The sequence below is a fragment of the Pseudomonas grimontii genome, from assembly GCF_007858185.1.
Taxonomy (GTDB): domain Bacteria; phylum Pseudomonadota; class Gammaproteobacteria; order Pseudomonadales; family Pseudomonadaceae; genus Aquipseudomonas; species Aquipseudomonas grimontii.
In genome coordinates this window covers 62,439-80,351 of the sequence record NZ_VFES01000003.1, presented here as the reverse complement: position 1 = coordinate 80,351, position 17,913 = coordinate 62,439, and the positions used below count along the sequence as shown (strand labels likewise).

The window sequence follows — 17,913 nt, the reverse complement described above, 5'->3', positions numbered from 1 at the left end:
AAGGTAAATGTGGGAGGGAGCTTGCCCCCTCCCACATTTTTTTACCGTGCCCGTTCAGGCGCAGAGGTTACTCGATGAAGGTGACGACGCCACCGGCCAGCGACTTCACCCGCGCCAGCGACTCAACCCGATAACCCTGCGCATCCAACTCCGCACGGCCACCCTGGAACGACTTCTCGATCACAATCCCTAAGCCGGCAACGGTCGCACCGGCTTGCTTGATGATCGAAATCAGCGCCTGGGACGCCTTGCCGTTGGCCAGGAAGTCATCGATCACCAGTACGCGGTCGCTGCTGGTCAGGTGGCGCGGCGAGATTGCCACGGTGCTTTCAACTTTTTTGGTGAAGGAATACACCGTCGCCGACAGCAGGTTTTCGGTCAGGGTCAGGGACTGCTGCTTGCGGGCAAAGATCACCGGCACACCAAGGTTCAGCCCCGTCATGATTGCCGGCGCGATGCCCGACGCTTCAATCGTGACGATCTTGGTAATGCCCGAGTCCTTGAACCGCGCGGCGAATTCGTCGCCGATCAGTTTCATCAGCGCCGGGTCGATCTGGTGGTTCAGAAAGGCATCGACCTTGAGTACCTGATCGGAAAGCACGATGCCTTCTTCGCGAATTTTCTTGTGCAGTGCTTCCACGGAAAGCTTCCTCTAATGGCGCGTTGTGCGCCGAAAGTAGATTAAAAAGTAGTCGATTCTAGCGCTTTAACATCGCACGTATATCCGCCAGGGCGGTGTTGCCGCGAACGGCCTTCACCTCGGTCGGAGTGTCGTCATTGCCTTCCCAGGCCAGGTCATCCGGCGGCAGTTCGTCCAGGAACCGGCTGGGGGCACAATCGATGATTTCGCCGTACTGCTTGCGCTTGGCGGCAAAGGTGAAGGCCAGTGTCTGACGCGCGCGGGTAATGCCCACGTAGGCCAGGCGCCGTTCTTCCTCGATGGTGTCGGCTTCGATGCTGGAGCGGTGCGGGAGGATTTCCTCTTCCATGCCCATGATGAACACGTAGGGAAATTCCAGGCCCTTGGACGCATGCAAGGTCATCATCTGTACACCTTCGGCGCCGTCTTCTTCTTCCTGCTGGCGCTCGAGCATGTCGCGCAGCACCAGCTTGCCGATGGCGTCTTCGACGGTCATTTCGCCGTCTTCGTCTTTTTCCAGGGTGTTCTTCAACGCTTCGATCAGGAACCAGACGTTGCCCATGCGGTAATCCGCGGCCTTGTCGCTGGAACTGTTGGTGCGCAGCCAGTTTTCATAGTCGATGTCCATGACCATGCTGCGCAGGGCGCTGATCGGGTCTTCGCCGGCGCACTGCTCGCGCACCTTGTCCATGAAGCGCTTGAAGCGCGACAGGCGATCGGTGAAGCGCGTGTCCAGGTGTTCACCCAGGCCGATTTCGTCGGTGGCGGCGTACATCGAGATCTTGCGTTCGGTGGCGTAGTTGCCGAGCTTTTCCAGGGTGGTGGAACCGATCTCGCGGCGCGGCACGTTGATCACGCGCAGGAAGGCGTTGTCGTCGTCCGGGTTCACGATCAGGCGGAAGTAGGCCATCAGGTCTTTCACTTCCTGGCGTCCGAAAAAGCTGTTGCCGCCTGACAGGCGATACGGCACCTGGTGGTGCTGCAACTTCAGTTCGATCAGCTTGGCCTGGTAGTTGCCGCGATAGAGGATCGCGAAGTCGCTGTAGGGGCGGTCGGTGCGCAGGTGCAGACTGAGGATTTCCACGGCCACGCGCTCGGCTTCGGCGTCTTCGTTACGGCAGCGGATCACGCGGATTTCATCGCCGTGGCCCATCTCGCTCCACAGTTGTTTTTCAAACTCGTGGGGGTTGTTCGAGATCAGCACGTTGGCGCAACGCAGGATACGGCTGGTGGAGCGGTAGTTCTGCTCCAGCATCACCACTTTCAGGGACGGGTAATCGTCCTTGAGCAGCATCAGGTTTTCCGGGCGGGCGCCGCGCCAGGCGTAGATCGACTGGTCGTCGTCGCCCACCACGGTGAACTGGTTGCGCGTACCGATCAGCAACTTCACCAGTAGGTATTGGCTGGCGTTGGTGTCCTGGTATTCGTCCACCAGCAGGTAGCGCACCTTGTTCTGCCACTTTTCGAGGATGTCGGCGTGTTCCTGGAACAGCTTCACCGGCAGCAGGATCAGGTCGTCGAAGTCCACCGCGTTGAACGCCTTGAGCGTGCGCTGGTAGTGGGTGTAGACGATAGCGGCGGTCTGTTCCTTGGGGTTGCGCGCGTTTTCCAGGGCTTCGGGCGGCAGGATCAGGTCGTTTTTCCAGGCGCCGATCATGTTCTTGATCTCGTCGACGCCGTCGTCGCCCGCGTATTCCTTCTGCATGATGTCGGTCATCAGGGCCTTGACGTCGGTCTCGTCGAAGATCGAGAAGCCCGGCTTGTAGCCCAGCCGCACATGCTCCTTGCGGATGATGTTCAGGCCCAGGTTGTGGAAGGTACACACGGTGAGGCCACGGCCTTCGCCACCCTTGAGCAGGGTGCCGACACGCTCTTTCATTTCCCGCGCCGCCTTGTTGGTAAAGGTCATGGCGACGATGTACTGGGCGCGGATGCCACAGTTCTGGATCAGGTGCGCGATCTTGCGGGTGATCACGCTGGTCTTGCCGGAGCCAGCACCGGCGAGCACCAATAGAGGGCCGCCGACGTAGTTCACGGCTTCTTGCTGCCGGGGATTGAGTCGGGACATACGGAATTTTAGGAGTCGTTATTCAAAAGGGCGGGCATTTTAACAGGCTGGCGAGATTCTGCTGCCCTGGATCGACGGTGTGACGTACCACTCGATCTAAATTTGCCGCTTTTGATACTTTGCCGCAGGATGTCTGGGCTTCTTGTGGTTAAAGCAGCGACAATTGCTTACAGCCTGCGTATTTGATAACCCCTATCATTGGTGATTATCAGGCCGCACGTCATAATGCCCGCCGCCAACGAATTTTTGCAGAGTCTAGGGAGCTAGCTTGTCTACGCCTGTCGAACCCTTGCGTTTGCTGCTACTGGCCGATATGCCTGAGTGGGCAGCGTTGTTGCGCGAGTGCCTGGCGCCGATGGGCGATGGGGCTGTGCTGATCAGCGCGCCAAACTGGGACTCGGTGAGTCGTCTGTTCGATGACGACGACAGCGCCGTGCTGTTGACTACGCCCAGCCTGCAACCCGGCCCTGGGCGTTGCAGTTTGCCGTGCGTGTTGTTGTTGGAGCAGGAGCCGCTGGTTTCGCCGCTTGGCGTCAGTGACTGGCTGATCCGCAATGCGTTGGACGCCGACACACTGCGTCGTTGCCTGCGCCATGTGCGTGAGCGTGGTGTGCTGGAAAATACCCTGCAACGCCTGGCCGAGCAGGATCCGCTCACCGGCATTGCCAACCGCCAGGGCTTCCAGACCCTGCTGGCCGCACGGCTGGCCGAGAACGAAGGTCGCGGCCTGGCCCTCGGTCACCTGGACCTCGATAATTTCCGCCATGCCAACGATGCTCTCGGTCACCAGGCCGGCGACCGCTTGATCCTGCAAGTGGTCTCGCGGCTCAAGAGCCAGCTCGAAGCCGGTGATCAACTGGCGCGCCTGGGCAGCGACGAATTCGCCCTGCTGATCGATACGCGCCGAGCGCCTCAGCGTGCGGAGTGGATGGCCGAGCGCATCACCGAAGCCATGGCCGAGCCGTATTGGGTGGATGGCGAAAGCCTGCTGATCGGTTGCAGCCTGGGTGTGGCCCATGCCCGCGCCCGTGCCGGCGCCGACCCGCTGATGTGGCACGCCCATATCGCCATGCAGCAAGCCAAGAGCACCCAGGGCTGCACCTTTCATATCTTCAATGAGCGCATCAACCGCAATGCGCGCAGCCTTGCCGATCTGGAAAGCGAGCTGCGCCGTGCCTTGCGCCGCGATGAGCTGGAGCTGCATTACCAACCGCGTCTCGACCTGGACGACGGGCATATCGTCGGCCTGGAAGCCTTGGTGCGCTGGCGCCACGGCGAGCGGGGCCTGTTGCCGCCGAGCGAATTCGTGCCCCTGGCCGAGCAGAGCGGCCTGATTGTACCGTTGGGTTACTGGGTGATTTCCCGGGCCCTGCGTGACATGCAGGACCTGCGCGAACGCGGCCTGCCGCCGCTGCATATGGCGGTCAACCTGTCGTTTCGCCAGTTCCAGGACAGCCAATTGCTCTCCACGCTGAGCCGACTGATCAGCGAGCGCGGCGTGGAAGCGCAGTGGCTGGAATTCGAACTGACCGAAACCGCCGTGATGCGCCGCAGTGACCTGGTCAAGCAGACCATGGACGCCCTTGGCCGCCTGGGCGTGCGGTTTTCCCTGGATGACTTCGGCACGGGTTTCTCATCGTTCGTGCACCTCAACAGCCTGCCGATCGCCTTGTTGAAAATCGATAAGAGCTTTGTCGGCGGCATGGAAGAGCGCGAGGAAAACCGCAAGCTGGTGCACGCCATGATCAACCTGGCGCACAACCTCAATCTGGAAGTGGTGGCCGAAGGTGTAGAAACCCCCGAGCAACTGGCACTGTTGCGGTTGTTCGGCTGCGACCAGGCCCAGGGTTACCTGATCAGCAAGCCGCTGCCGTTGCCGGAGCTGGTGGAATACCTGACCTTCGGCAACGGCCAGCACACCCGCGTGGGGGAGGGGCTCTAGTCGGTCTGTGCAGCCTGAAACCCGGTGTCGGCTTCGGGCTCCGAGCCTTCGCGCCGAATCATCCGCTTCATCTTCGCTTCAAACGCCCAGGTCAGGCTTATCGCCGCGCAGGCCAGGCCCAGCGCCAGGCCCCACCACACGCCGGTCGGGCCCCAGCCCAACGTGAAGGCCATCAGCCAGGCTGACGGCGCGCCAATCAACCAGTAGCAGCCCGCCCCGATCAGGAACGTGGTCTTGGCGTCTTTGAGTCCACGAATGCAGCCCATGGCGATGGTTTGCACGCCGTCGAACAGCTCGAACCATGCGGCGACGGCGAGCAGGCTGACGGCCAGGACGATCACGTCGTGGAACGCCGGGTTGTCGTGGTCGATAAGCAGTCCAATGAGCGGATCGGAAAACAGCCACAGCACCGCGGCGAATCCCAGCATTATCGCCGCGCCAAAGCCAATGCCGACGCGCCCGGCCATGCGTGCATGCACCAACTGCCCGGCGCCGTAATGTTGGCCGATACGCATGGTCACCGCGTAGGACATCCCCGCCGGCACCATAAAGGCCACCGACACGATTTGCAGGGCGATCTGGTGCGCTGCCAACTGCGTGCTGCCCATGGTGCCCATGCACAGTGCTGCAAAGGCAAACAGCCCGACCTCCACCGCATAGGTACCGCCAATCGGCAGGCCGAGGCGCCACAGCTCGCGCAAGTACCGGGTGTTGAGGCGCAGCAGCCCGGTGCCCAGCGGGTAGGCTGCATAAGCTCGGTTGCTGCGGATGTACCACATCAACGCCAGCGCCATGCTGTTGGCGACAATGGCCGTGACTAAACCAATGCCCATCAAGCCGAGTTTGGGCAGGCCGAACATGCCTTCGATGAGCGCGTGGTTGAGCAGGTAGTTGACTACCGTGCCGCCGAGGCTGATCACCATCACCGGAGTGGCCTTGCCGATGGCGCTGGTAAAACCGCGCAGGGCCATGAAGCTCAGGTAGCCGGGCAGGGCGAACGGCAGCATGGTCAGAAATTGCCCTGCCGAGTGCACATTGGTTTCGGTTTGACCGAACATCAGCAACACCGGCTTGAGGTTCCACAGCAGCAGGGCCGCCGCCAGGGCCATCAGCCAGGCCAGCCACAGCCCCGCCTGGGTCAGGCGGGTAGCGCCTTCGATATCGCCCGCGCCATGGCGGATGGCAACCAGGGTGCCCACGGCGGCAATCACGCCGATGCAGAAAATCGCGACGAACGAATAACTCGCTGCGCCCAGGCCGCCACCGGCCAGGGCTTCGGGGCTCAGGCGCGCCATCATCAGGGTGTCGGTCAACACCATCAGCATGTGCGCCAACTGCGAGGCAATCAACGGCCCTGACAGCCGCAGAATGGCCCAGAGTTCGGTACGTGCCGGATGCTGCATGATCATCACGCTCAAAAAGTCAGAGGGTTGGGGAGGGGTTGATTCTCGGCGCTCCCAGCCGATTGCACAAAGGGATAAAAGCGATCGTTAGCATGATTAAAACTCATGCCTGTTTGATTCTGGTAGGGTTTCGACACTGCACTGTCGGAGCCTTTCCTATGTCCCGCCGTCTTCCTCCTCTTTATGCGTTGCGTGCCTTTGAAGCCGCCTCCCGGCACAACTCCTTCACCCGCGCAGCGGAGGAGCTGTCGATTACCCAAAGTGCCGTGAGCCGACATATCCGCACGCTCGAAGAGCATTTCGCCTGCCGCCTGTTCCAGCGCAACGGCCGCGCCTTGCAGCTCACTGAGGCGGCGCGCCTGTTGTTGCCCGGTGTGCGCGAAGGGTTCGCGGCGCTGGAGCGGGCCTGCCATACCTTGAATGCCGAAGATGACATCCTGCGCATGAAGGCCCCCTCCACATTGACCATGCGCTGGCTGCTGGCGCGGCTCAGCCGCTTCCGGGCGCTACAGCCGGGCAATGAGGTGCAACTGACCAGCGCCTGGATGAGCGTGGACGAGGTGGACTTCAATCATGAGCCTTTCGACTGTGCGGTGCTGCTGAGCGATGGGCGCTTTCCGGCGGATTGGGAGGCCATTTACCTGTTCCCCGAGCTGTTGATTCCTGTCGGTGCGCCGAACCTGCTGGAGGAGGGTCCTTGGGACGCCGCGCGCCTGGCCACCGCCGAATTGCTGCACCCCACGCCCGACCGGCGAGACTGGCGTAATTGGCTGGAGCGCATGCAGCTGTCGTCCCAAGTGTCACTCAAGGGGGGGCAGGTGTTCGATACCCTGGAGTTGGGGATGATCGCCGCCGCGCGGGGCTACGGCGTTTCCATGGGCGATTTGCTGATGGTGGCAGAAGACGTAGCCCAAGGACGATTGAGCCTGCCATGGCCGACGGCGGTGGCCAGCGGGGAAAATTACTACCTGGTGTGGCCAAAAACCCGCCCCGGTGGCGAGCGCTTGCGACGCTTGGCGGATTTTCTGCAAGGCGAGGTACAGTCCATGGTGTTGCCTGCGGTAGAGCGTCTCGACTGAAGGGTTGGAGACGTTGGTTGGCAACCGTTTGCGTCATACCCCTGTTAATCGCTCAAGTATTGCCTCAGCCCGCCGAAGTAGGTGTGTTGGAACTATCGTGCACCAACGTTTCCCATCAGATAATTTGCCGAGCAGCGCTATGAGATCAGGATGATCCTGGCCTCGGCCAGGAGCTGTCATGTCTCAACCTCGCGCCCGGATCGCCTCCCAGTTAGGTCTCGCGTTAGCCGTGATTCTGGCTGTCGTTATCAGCGGCAGTACGGTGTTTGCCTTGCGTTCCCTCGACTCCGCCAACCTCGACACCCGCGAGGAACACCTGGCCAGTGAGGCGCGTTTGCTCGCCGACCAGCTCAATACCTTCCACGGCACCTTGCGCGAGAGCACTCAGCGTTTGAGCGGGCTGTTTGAAAAGCGCTTCGGCGCCGGGTTGAGCGTGCATGCGGACCAGCCCGTGACCGTGGCCGGTGTTCAGACGCCGAGCCTGTACCTGGGCAGCGAGGTGCTGAATAACAACTTTGATCAAGTGGATGAGTTCAAGCAAATGTCCGGCGGCGTGGCCACCGTATTTGTGCGCAGTGGCGACGACTTCATCCGTATCAGCACGTCCTTGACCAAGCAGGATGGCAACCGCGCCATCGGTACCGTCCTCGACCGTCAGGGCCCGGCCTATCAGCGCGTTGTGGGTGGGCAGACCTATATCGGCAGGGCGGTATTGTTCGATCGCTCCTACATGACCCAGTACAGCCCGGTGCGTGACAGCGGCGGTAAGGTCATTGCTGTGCTGTTCATCGGTTTTGACTACACCGATGCGCAGAATGTCCAATTCGAAAACCTCAAGCGCTTCCGAATTGGCCAGACCGGCTCCCTTGCGCTGCTGGATGAGCAGAAGCACTGGCTGGTGCCACCCGCCGGCGTGCAGGCGCTGGATCAATCGGTGCCGGTGATGCTGGACCTGGCCAAGACCCCAGGCAAAGGCCGCTTCTGGAGCGACAAGAACGAAGATTTCTATAGCGTTTCGGTACCGTTCGAAGGCGGGCCTTGGGCCGTAATCGCGAGCATGCCGAAAGCTGAAATCCGCGCTGTGACCTGGGCTGTGGGTATTCGCCTGGTGATTGGCAGCGTGCTGGCGATGTTGCTGGCCGTGGGCGCGACGGTCTGGTTGCTGCGCAGCAAGTTGCAGCCCCTGAGTGACCTGGTGCGTCAGGCCGAGGCCTTGGGCGCGGGCGATTTGAGCGCACGCTTGAATGTGTCCAGCCATGACGAAATCGGCCAACTGGCGCGCAGCTTCAACCAGATGGGCGAAGCGCTGTCGACCATGGTCTCGCATATCCGTAACGCGGCCGAAGAGGTCAACAGCCGCGCCCAGGCGTTGTCCGGTTTGTCCGGCGGTGCCTATGAGGGCATGGAGCAGCAGTCCGGCGAGATCACCAGCATGGCCGGCGCGGTGGAGGAGTTCAGCGCCACGTCGTTGAATATCGCCGACAACATGGGCAATACCGAACGCCTGGCCCAGGAAAACGCCCAGCAGACCCGCATTGGCCGCACTTCGATGCAGGAAGCGTCGTCGTCCCTGGAACACATCGCCACGGCCCTGAACAGCACGGCCACGGTGATCAACACCCTCGGCCAGCGCTCCCAGGAAATCGGCGGGATCGTCGGCGTGATCACCTCGATTGCCGAACAGACCAACTTGCTGGCGCTCAACGCTGCTATTGAAGCCGCCCGCGCAGGGGAGCAAGGCCGTGGTTTCGCCGTGGTGGCGGACGAAGTACGTAATCTGGCGTCGCGTACCCGCGAGGCCACCGACGAAATTTCCGGGATGATCCAGAGCATTCAGAAGGAAACCGGCAACGCCATCAGCACCATGGAACAAGGCAACGCGCTGATGCAGGAAGGTCTGTCGCGCAACGCTGACGTGGCCTCGGCCCTGGCGCGTATCGATGAGCAAAGCCGCTCGGCCGGTCAGCAGTTCGCTGCGATCACCACCGCCACCCAGGAGCAGAGCAGCACCGCGACCCTGCTCAGCAGCAACCTGCAGAGCATCGCGCTGGCCAACAGCGAGCAGCGTGAAGTGGTGTCCAACCTGGCGATTACCGCCAAGGAGCTGGAGACGCTGGCGGCGAGCCTGCGCCATGAGGTGGATCGATTTCGCTGAGCCGCTGTACAAAGTGTGGAAGGGGGAAAGCCCCTCCCACATTTAGATCTGCGCCAAGCTTAAGTGATCGCCGCCGGGCGGTATTGCAGGGCTTCCTTCAAATGGTCACGCGAGATGGCATCCACCTGATCCAGATCCGCCAGGGTGCGTGCCACCTTGAGCAGTCGATGGGCCGCGCGCAGTGACAGCGTCAGTCGTTCACAGGCCGTTTCCAGCCAGCCTTCATCCACCTTCGCGAGCTTGCAGTGCTCGCGCAGCCCTGGCAGATCAAGAAAGGCATTCGCACAGCCCTGGCGCTTTTGCTGATGCTCGCGGGCTTGGGCGACTCGTGCTGAGGCATGGGCGGTATCCTCGCCCGCCTGTTGGATCGGGTTCAGCGCAGTCGTTTCCCGAGCCACGGTGAGGTGCAAATCGATCCGGTCCAGCAACGGCCCGGACAGCTTGTTGCGATACCGCTGGATCTGCTCCGGCGTACAGCGACAGCGCCCGCTGGGTTCGCCCATATAGCCGCAAGGGCAGGGGTTCATTGCCGCGACCAGCTGAAAGCGTGCCGGGAAACTCACTCGGTCGCGGGCTCGGGAAATCACGATATGCCCCGATTCCAGCGGTTCACGCAGCACTTCCAACACCTTGCGATCAAATTCCGGCATTTTGCTGTTTGAGACGTTAATCACAAAAAGTTGTCAAACATACGGTGATCAGCCCTCCGCTGTGATTAGTCGAGGTTCGCGTTCGGGTCAGGTGAGATGCAGGTTTCCAAGAAGCTCGTCGCCTCTCCGAAGTCAGGTACATCTATTCCGCGCTCATTTCCATTTCCGGACTTAAAGTGCCTAACCATGCGACAAGGCAAATTATGATGACTGCCATTAAAAACTCGAGTGTCATGCTGCGGCGCAAGGCATTGACCGCGGCAGAGTACTCTCCATTTCGAACTGACCGCTCCAATACCGGACTTAGGTGAAAGCGGTTCAGCGTGGCTAACACGATCATCCCGGCAAAGAGCAGGACCTTCAAAAATAGCAGTACACCGTACGTACTGAGCATCACTTCATCGAGATTTGGACCAACGACAAACAGATAATTCACTACGCCTGTGATGCTTATGATCACTACGATCACAGCGCCGGCCGATTCAAAACCAGTCAGCACCCGTGCAAGAATTCGAGCTTCTTGTTCGCCCTTTAGCGATTTCAACCTCAGCAGTAGAGCGAAAGCCAATAGAGCACCCAACCAGCCACCTGCGGCTAAAAGATGGAATATATCGGTGATGAAATGCCAGTAGCGTCGGCTGCCTTCATCCATGGCACCGTGCCCTGTCCAAGCCAACGTCGCCAACGCAATCGCTCCGCATACGGTGACGATCCAGAGACTGGGTGTCGGAAATCGCTTGTTCAACGCGACGCCAATAATTGCCATCACCAAGGCAGCTATTCGGACCATCCAAGTCAACCCGACGTCGGTCCCCATGAGGACCATTTCAAAAATATGGTGATGTAGCTCCATAAGCTCCGACACACCGCTCATTGCTTTCGCAAGCAACAACATGGCGACAAGGGATAGGGCTACACCTGCAACAGAAGTACCGTAAAGAAGCGACTCAAAATTCAAGACCGTGCCCGATACTCTTTCCTTTCCCCTGAGGCTGTATAAGCCGAAAATTGCCAATCCGAATAACAACATCAGGTCGAAATAGAGAGCAAAGCGAACCACAATATTTATTGAGTCGCTCATAAATCATTTCACTTTAAATGAGAAGTTGCCGGTGATCGGGTGAGTGTCCGAGGAGACAGCACGCCATTCAACTTTGTAGGTACCGGTGGTCAGAGGTGCTGCCGGTGTAATCACCATCGTTTTCGGATCACCGCCACCAGCGACGGCGGCCTTAACACCCATTGGGGAGTTTGGCATGCCAGGCATATCGGTCATGATCAGTTTTGCACCGGAAAACTGAGTGGTGAGATTCTCAGAAAAGTGCAGTTCAATTTTCGAAGGGGCCGCCGCATCCGAACCCTCTGCCGGAGTGGAAGAAAGGAGCTTTGGATGTGCTTGAGCAACTGCACTCAGAAGCAAACCAGCGGTAAGTGCAACAGCCACGGTCGTAGTTTTAAGGAATGACATGCAAGACTCCTCACAGCAAGAGCTGTTGATTCGAGGTTTGTTTGGGAATATCTAGTTTTTACTTTTCGGTTCTTGTTAAAACCACTGATGATTAGCTAGTAGCCTCCGTGTTCTAGGGCCGGTTGAACACGAAAAACTCACTAGGCCCCAACGTCACAGTGCAAGAACACGATGCCACACGAACGCAAACTGTTCGATTACATTTCAGTCAGCTTGAGGCGGTGTTTGGCCTCGAATTGGCGGGCGTAGCGAAACTTAAAGACGAGACCGCGTGCCCGCAATACTAGGGTTTTCACTCATTCAAAAATAACGAAAGTGGAACGCGGGGCGCAGGCTGGGAGATCGCCGTTGATCACAAATGCACCGTTGATCAGCTGACCTTCAAGTCAACACGAGGAAACTCCAGATGAAAGGCCGTTTTTCCATCAAAGGACGTACACCATATCTTGCCATCATGCGCTTCAATTATTGATCGGGTAATCGACAGACCTAGCCCCGCATTGCTTGGACTGCCTTCTCGCCGAGCTGGGTCCACGCGGTAAAAGCGATCGAACAGCTTTTCGAGGTGTTCGGGAGCAATGGGCTCTCCATGGTTCTCCACAACGACCAATACCGACATCTCCTTCTGCCGAATATCGACACTGATGGACTTCCCTTCATAGGTGTAGCGCAGCGCATTTGAGAGCAGATTAGAAATGGCTCTGTGGAGCATAAGAACATCGCCTCGAACACTGCCACTTCCTGAAACTGTTAGCTCAATACCTCGCTCATCAGCCAACAGACGGTAGTATTCGAGCAATTTCTCTACGACTTCCACCAAATCTATCGGTTTGTTCTCGTGCGTGATCAGACCATTGTCAGACTTCGCCAGAAAAAGCATGTCATCGATCATTCGCCCCATACGCTTCAAATCATCAAGATTTGAGTACAGATTGTCTTCGTAGTCCTCGATGTTCCTTTTTCTAGAAAGCACCACTTCGGTGTGGGTCATCAAGTTGCTCACGGGGGTCCGTAGTTCGTGGGCAATGTCTGCGGAAAAGTTCGATAAACGGACAAATGCATCGTCGAGCCTAGACAACATTGCGTTAAATGACAGCACCATTTGCTGAAGTTCTTTGGGAACGGGTGCTAAGGGGATGCGCTCTTTGAGTGATTTTGCTGACATTGAGGCAGCGACCCGTGTGACCTGGCGAATAGGCCGCATACCACTGCTTGCGACCATCCAGCCCAGCGCCGCACTGACCAGCGCGCTGATCACCAGCCCTATCCAAAACCATCGCTCAAGCGTCTCGAAAAAGGACATATGCTGAGTAACGTCAAAGATCAACATGACGGTCAATGGCTTGTCTTGTCCCGTCACAATGGCTTGTGCCGTCACTCCACGGAACATCTGCTCTTGATCTCGCCACTCCCAGACGTTGTTGTTTGGGATTGTGCGGAATTCCTCCGGAACATCGACGGGACCGGGATCAGCAAACAGTAGTTTGCCACCACCATCGATTATCAGGGCAGTCAAATCACGGTGAGCGCCAAGCAGCGCCTCCAGCTCAGGCTTAACATCACTGAATTGATCAATGCTGTTCAATCCCGTCAGAATTCTTTGAGTCGAATGGAGTTTTTCGTTCAGCGCCTGCTGATCCAGCATCTTGAAGTGATGCCGGCTGAGGTTATTGAAACTGAGTCCGGCAACGGTGAGAACGGCTGTTACCGCGAGCATGAACATAAGGCTCATGCGAGCTGTCAGGGACATTCGGTTCATTCCGACTCCGAATCAGGTGCGTCGAGCATGTAACCCATTCCCCTTGAGGTATGAATCAACTTGACCTCAAAGTCGTCATCTATCTTGGCCCTCAACCTTCTCACTGCAACCTCGATAACGTTGGTATCGCTATCAAAGTTCATATCCCAAACCTGGGAGGCGATAAGTGACTTTGGCAGCACCTCCCCTCGACGTCGTAGCAACAGCTCAAGCAGCGCAAACTCTTTGGCTGTAAGGTCTATGCGCTTACCTCCACGAATGGCCCGACGCTTGAGTAGGTCCACCTCCAGATCAGCCAATTTCATATAGGTTTGCGAGGGAGCGCCGTTACCCCGACGCAGCAACGTTCTGACGCGAGCCAACAGTTCAGAAAATGCGAAGGGTTTGATCAGGTAATCATCTGCTCCGAGTTCAAGTCCTTTCACTCGATCTTCAACGCGGTCTCGCGCCGTGAGGAAGAGCACGGGAACATCTTTTCCGGATGCACGAACCTTCTGAAGTACTTCCCAGCCATCCAGCCCAGGCATCATGACGTCTAGAATCAGCAGGTCATAGGCCTCGCTCAAAGCGTGCTGAAGCGCCACTTGGCCATTGGTAAAGCGATCCACATTGAACCCCGCCTCCGTGAGTCCTTGCTCCAAATAGATACCTATTTTGGGTTCGTCTTCAGCAACCAGAAGTCTCATGAGGGTGGCTCTCGGATAATGATGAAGCGCAGTCTGCAACGAAACACGCCAGCCAACCAGCAACTGACAGAAAAGTAATATTGGCTTCAGGTAGATGTCAGCAAGCGCTGTCTAGGGTTCAAGCATGAGTACTTCCTGGTGCTCAAACCGACTCTTCAGCATGAAACGTTTGGGAGCCGGAAAACAATTCCATAAGGAGTTGCCCCATGAATCGCCTGAAAATGCTGTTTTTTGTGAGCTCAATACTCGTCTCAGCTTCTGTATGGGCTGAAAGTGGCGGAGACCGGGTGATAGAGCGTATGGAAGGCCTACGCGACAGGGCTGAAGCCGTACTGATCCAAGCTGAAAAAGCCCCTGAAGGACAGCGTCATGTCCACATGGCCGAGCATATGAAGATGCTCGGCGACATCATGAGCCAACTCCATAAAGATCATCCAGACGCCTCAATGTCACCCCAACAGCACCTGGCCTGGATGGAAAAGCACGACAAAATTGTCGACGACGTTTTGAGCCAAATGCAACGTGAGCACAAGCTGATGCTTTCAGAGAATCATCAGTGAAAACCGGCTTCCAAAGGGCTTTTTGAACAGTTCAGTTGACTACGGCGTCTTTGGACGCCGTGTTTTTTTGAAAACTGACAGAGATGTAGTGTTCAGGTCAGTTAACTGGCAGCTCCGTGTCTTTAGCATAGCCAGTGTTCCCACTCTTACTCTCGAGGTCACTATGAAAGCTAAGCTCGTTACCCCTGTCATCGCAGCAATCACTCTACTCTTCGGTGCTACGGCTATGGCCAGCGCAGGGCATGGGAAAGAGGACATCGGCCAGCCTGGCGTCGCCTCTGAGGTTACCCGTACGGTGGAGGTCGAAATGGGCGATATTTTCTTCAAACCTGAAAGCATCGACGTAAAGCCTGGTGAAACTATTCGATTTGTTCTCCGCAATAAGGGTTCGCTGCTGCACGAGTTCAACATCGGAAAAGCCGCTGCTCATGCAGCACACCAAAAAGAAATGGCAAGCATGTTCCAGAACGGGACGCTTAACCCCACCGGTACCGGGAAAACGATGAGCGGTATGGGCCACAGCATGGGTGGGATGAAGATGGTCGGAATGGAGCACAACGACCCGAACAGCGTCCTGATTGAGCCTGGCGCAACCCAAGAGCTGATCTGGACCTTCAACAACAGCACAGGCCTTCAGTTTGCCTGCAACGTGCCAGGGCATTATCAGTCAGGGATGGTTGGTCCGTTTGACCTGAAGTAATCCGGATCTGGCTGCTACACCGCTTCGACGCACGAGTTGGCTACGCTCTGTCGCAGAGATCACAGCAACACTTACACAGTGGAGTTTAGATCATGAATAAACATCAACATCCGGATGGAAACACCACCGCACCATTTTGGAGGCGCAAAACAGGCGTTGTACTAATCATGCTCATTGCGATTGGTGCCTTCTACGTGTTGCGGGAGCATTTCAGCCACGTTTATCCATTTTGGCCTTATCTGATTCTGTTGATCTGTCCATTGATGCATTTTTTTGGACATGGACATGGCGGACATAGCCATGGCGATCAGGCAGCAACCCACAAGGACAAAGAAGGGAAATAGCCATGCCTAACATATCGAGCCACCACGACCACAGTCACGCCCATGCTGCTCCGCTCAATGACGATGATCTACGTGACCCGGTGTGCGGAATGGCAGTCACTTCATCAAGTAAATTTGGTGAGGCTTATCAGGGACAGACGTATCAATTCTGTAGCCTGAAATGCCAGGAGAAGTTTCGAGCTGATCCTGAACGCTTCAGCGGTAATGTTTCGAGCGCCGAATCCCGCGTCACCACTCCAGAGTCTGCGGTACAAACAAGCACTGAGTTTACCTGTCCGATGCACCCGGAAATACGCCAGTCCGGACCCGGCAACTGCCCTAAATGTGGCATGACATTAGAGCCGGTCATGCCCGCGCTTGATGAAGAAGAAAATCCCGAACTCCGGGAATTCGCCCGCCGCTTTTGGTGGTCGCTGCCATTAACCGTGATAGTGACCGTGCTCGCCATGGCGGGACACTCGCTACAACTCCTCCATGGCTCGACCCAAAACTGGATCGAGTTCGCTCTGGCGACACCGGTGACTTTATGGGCAGGTTGGCCCTTTTTTGTAAGGGGCATAGCCTCTATTAGAAATCGCAGTCCAAACATGTGGACTTTGATTGGTTTGGGTACCGCCGCAGCCTACCTTTACAGCGTCATGGCTACGTTCTTACCCCAAAGCTTTCCCGCTACCTTTATGCAAGATGGACGTATCGGCGTCTACTTCGAAGCCGCCGCGGTTATCATCTCGCTCACCTTGCTTGGGCAGATTCTTGAGCTCAAAGCCCGATCGCAAACTTCCGCCGCCATTAAGTCCCTTCTCGGTCTATCACCCAAAACCGCACGCCGGATCAATGCCGATGGCCAAGAGGAAGACATTCCTCTCACCCATGTTCACCTAGGAGACCACTTGCGGGTCAGACCAGGTGAAAAGGTGCCCGTTGATGGCTCAGTACTGGAGGGTGAAAGTGCGGTGGATGAGTCCATGCTCACTGGCGAGCCAGTGCCAGTAATGAAGAGAGCTGGAGATAGCCTGATCGGCGCCACGCTGAATACACATGGGAGCTTGGTAATGGAGGCGCAGAAAGTCGGCGCCGAGACCATGCTGTCACAGATCGTACAGATGGTCGCTCGGGCTCAGCGCTCCAAAGCACCAATGCAACGAATGGCCGACTCGATTGCCGGCTACTTTGTGATGGGTGTTATCGCGATTGCGATACTGACATTTGTCGGTTGGGGGCTTTTTGGCCCTGAGCCCAGTTGGGTGTTTGGTCTGATCAACGCTGTCGCCGTGCTGATCATCGCTTGCCCCTGTGCGCTGGGTCTTGCTACGCCCATGTCGATCATGGTTTCGACAGGTAAAGCAGCCAGCATGGGCGTGCTGTTCAGGGATGCCAGTGCCATCGAAAACCTTTGCAAGATCGACACGCTGATTGTCGATAAGACAGGCACCCTGACAGAGGGACGGCCAGTGTTTCACAGTGTGGAGGCCACTCCCAGTTTCAATCCCCGCGATGTTCTTCATTTGGCTGCCAGCCTTGATCAGGGCAGCGAACATCCCTTGGCTCATGCAATCGTCGATCACGCCCGAACCGAGAACATTAAGCTCACCAAGCCAGAATCCTTTGAGTCTGGTTCAGGTATCGGGGTCAGTGGCATCGTTGATGGCAAGAAGATCCAGCTGGGGAACACCGCGTTGATGGAAGCCGCAGGCGTGAGCACTAAGCCCCTACAAGAGCGTGCAGAGTTGTTGCGACTTGATGGCATCAGCATCATCTACCTCGCAGTCGACGGGGTATTGGCAGGGTTGTTGGCAGTATCAGATCCAATTAAGCCGACCTCCAAAGAAGCAGTCACCAAGCTCAAGGCTGATGACATCAAAATTATCATGGCTACTGGCGACGGGCTCACCACCGCTCGGGCTGTCGCCAGGGAGATGGGGATTGAAGAAGTCCACGGTGAAGTGAAACCTCAGGACAAGGAACGTCTGGTCGCAGACCTCCAGCAATATGGCAGGAAGGTTGCCATGGCTGGTGACGGTATCAACGATGCACCGGCCCTGGCGCGAGCAGATGTGGGCATAGCCATGGGGACAGGGACTGACGTGGCGATGAATAGCGCGCAACTCACGCTGGTAAAAGGCGACCTGATGGGGATTGTACGAGCACGGGCTCTTTCGGTCGCAACAGTAAAAAACATGCGGCAAAATTTGGGTTTCGCCTTTCTTTACAACTCAATGGGCATTCCTCTTGCCGCAGGCTTGCTCTATCCACTGACGGGACATCTCCTGTCGCCAATGATCGCTGCCATAGCCATGAGCGTCAGTTCTGCATCTGTAGTTTTCAATGCATTGAGACTGAGGAATACCCGAATTGACTGAGCTTCAAAATTGCAGCGCAGTTGCCATGCGTTTGCATACGACCTGACCAGTCATTCGCATTTGACTGATCAGCGATTGAGAATTTGACCAACCAGACAT

At 57.2% G+C, this 17,913-nt stretch carries 14 protein-coding genes and 1 pseudogene; 7 read left to right on the top strand and 8 right to left on the bottom strand.

Translation table 11 applies throughout. The features are described 5' to 3' along the window. Nucleotides 1–67 precede the first annotated feature (67 nt). Together FIV39_RS07000 and rep are read right to left on the bottom strand one after the other, a co-directional pair. On the bottom strand, nucleotides 68–640 hold the full coding sequence (locus FIV39_RS07000; protein ID WP_053258645.1) for a xanthine phosphoribosyltransferase: 573 nt from the start codon (nucleotides 638–640) through the stop codon (nucleotides 68–70). A 58-nt stretch (nucleotides 641–698) separates the two neighbouring features. Beyond that, nucleotides 699–2,708, bottom strand: a complete 2,010-nt coding sequence (gene rep, locus FIV39_RS06995) for a DNA helicase Rep (RefSeq protein WP_027608306.1) — start codon at nucleotides 2,706–2,708, stop codon at nucleotides 699–701. A gap of 268 nt (nucleotides 2,709–2,976) precedes the next feature. Here rep and FIV39_RS06990 point away from each other — a divergent pair, with 268 nt between their 5' ends. Continuing rightward, the gene (locus FIV39_RS06990; RefSeq protein ID WP_090401455.1) at nucleotides 2,977–4,650 is read left to right on the top strand and encodes a putative bifunctional diguanylate cyclase/phosphodiesterase; all 1,674 of its coding nucleotides are present in this window, start codon (nucleotides 2,977–2,979) and stop codon (nucleotides 4,648–4,650) included. Here the strand turns inward: FIV39_RS06990 and FIV39_RS06985 are convergent. After that, complete coding sequence (locus FIV39_RS06985) at nucleotides 4,647–6,059, bottom strand: NorM family multidrug efflux MATE transporter (protein ID WP_090401456.1); 1,413 nt, start codon at nucleotides 6,057–6,059, stop codon at nucleotides 4,647–4,649. The genes FIV39_RS06990 and FIV39_RS06985 overlap by 4 nt on opposite strands. 152 nt (nucleotides 6,060–6,211) lie before the next feature. On the opposite strand from FIV39_RS06985, the gene FIV39_RS06980 reads away from it, so the two are divergent. Then, entirely contained in the window at nucleotides 6,212–7,132 is a 921-nt protein-coding gene (locus FIV39_RS06980; RefSeq protein WP_090401457.1) for a LysR substrate-binding domain-containing protein, read from the top strand. A 178-nt stretch (nucleotides 7,133–7,310) separates the two neighbouring features. Next, a complete protein-coding gene (locus tag FIV39_RS06975; protein WP_090401458.1) occupies nucleotides 7,311–9,287 on the top strand; it encodes a methyl-accepting chemotaxis protein in 1,977 nt (658 codons plus the stop codon). A gap of 59 nt (nucleotides 9,288–9,346) precedes the next feature. Here the strand turns inward: FIV39_RS06975 and FIV39_RS06970 are convergent. The 5 genes and pseudogenes from FIV39_RS06970 to FIV39_RS06950 all read right to left on the bottom strand — a co-directional run. After that, a pseudogene (locus FIV39_RS06970) lies at nucleotides 9,347–9,940 on the bottom strand (ATP-binding protein); the annotation flags it as partial. Nucleotides 9,941–10,079: 139 nt separating this feature from the next. After that, nucleotides 10,080–11,018, bottom strand: coding sequence for a copper homeostasis membrane protein CopD (copD, locus tag FIV39_RS06965; protein WP_090401459.1), 939 nt, complete (start codon nucleotides 11,016–11,018; stop codon nucleotides 10,080–10,082). A 3-nt stretch (nucleotides 11,019–11,021) separates the two neighbouring features. Beyond that, nucleotides 11,022–11,405 (bottom strand): copper homeostasis periplasmic binding protein CopC, encoded by a 384-nt coding sequence (gene copC, locus FIV39_RS06960; RefSeq protein ID WP_017737057.1) that lies wholly within the window; start codon nucleotides 11,403–11,405, stop codon nucleotides 11,022–11,024. A 370-nt stretch (nucleotides 11,406–11,775) separates the two neighbouring features. Beyond that, a complete protein-coding gene (locus FIV39_RS06955) occupies nucleotides 11,776–13,164 on the bottom strand; it encodes a heavy metal sensor histidine kinase (RefSeq protein WP_090401460.1) in 1,389 nt (462 codons plus the stop codon). After that, nucleotides 13,161–13,850 carry a heavy metal response regulator transcription factor gene (locus tag FIV39_RS06950; RefSeq protein WP_017737055.1) on the bottom strand — a complete coding sequence of 230 codons (690 nt, stop codon included), beginning with the start codon at nucleotides 13,848–13,850 and terminating at the stop codon, nucleotides 13,161–13,163. Before FIV39_RS06950 ends, FIV39_RS06955 begins: the two co-directional genes overlap by 4 nt. A 206-nt stretch (nucleotides 13,851–14,056) precedes the next feature. Here FIV39_RS06950 and FIV39_RS06945 point away from each other — a divergent pair, with 206 nt between their 5' ends. The 4 genes from FIV39_RS06945 (at nucleotide 14,057) to FIV39_RS06930 (ending at nucleotide 17,814) form a co-directional block, all read left to right on the top strand. After that, nucleotides 14,057–14,410: a co-regulatory protein PtrA N-terminal domain-containing protein gene (locus tag FIV39_RS06945; RefSeq protein ID WP_024078227.1), complete on the top strand. Its 354-nt coding sequence runs from the start codon at nucleotides 14,057–14,059 to the stop codon at nucleotides 14,408–14,410. A 163-nt stretch (nucleotides 14,411–14,573) separates the two neighbouring features. Next, on the top strand, nucleotides 14,574–15,110 hold the full coding sequence (locus tag FIV39_RS06940; protein WP_090401461.1) for a cupredoxin domain-containing protein: 537 nt from the start codon (nucleotides 14,574–14,576) through the stop codon (nucleotides 15,108–15,110). A gap of 92 nt (nucleotides 15,111–15,202) precedes the next feature. Then, entirely contained in the window at nucleotides 15,203–15,454 is a 252-nt protein-coding gene (locus FIV39_RS06935) for a DUF2933 domain-containing protein (RefSeq protein WP_090401462.1), read from the top strand. A gap of 2 nt (nucleotides 15,455–15,456) precedes the next feature. Further along, nucleotides 15,457–17,814, top strand: a complete 2,358-nt coding sequence (locus FIV39_RS06930; RefSeq protein WP_090401463.1) for a heavy metal translocating P-type ATPase — start codon at nucleotides 15,457–15,459, stop codon at nucleotides 17,812–17,814. The last annotated feature ends 99 nt before the right edge of the window (nucleotides 17,815–17,913 follow it).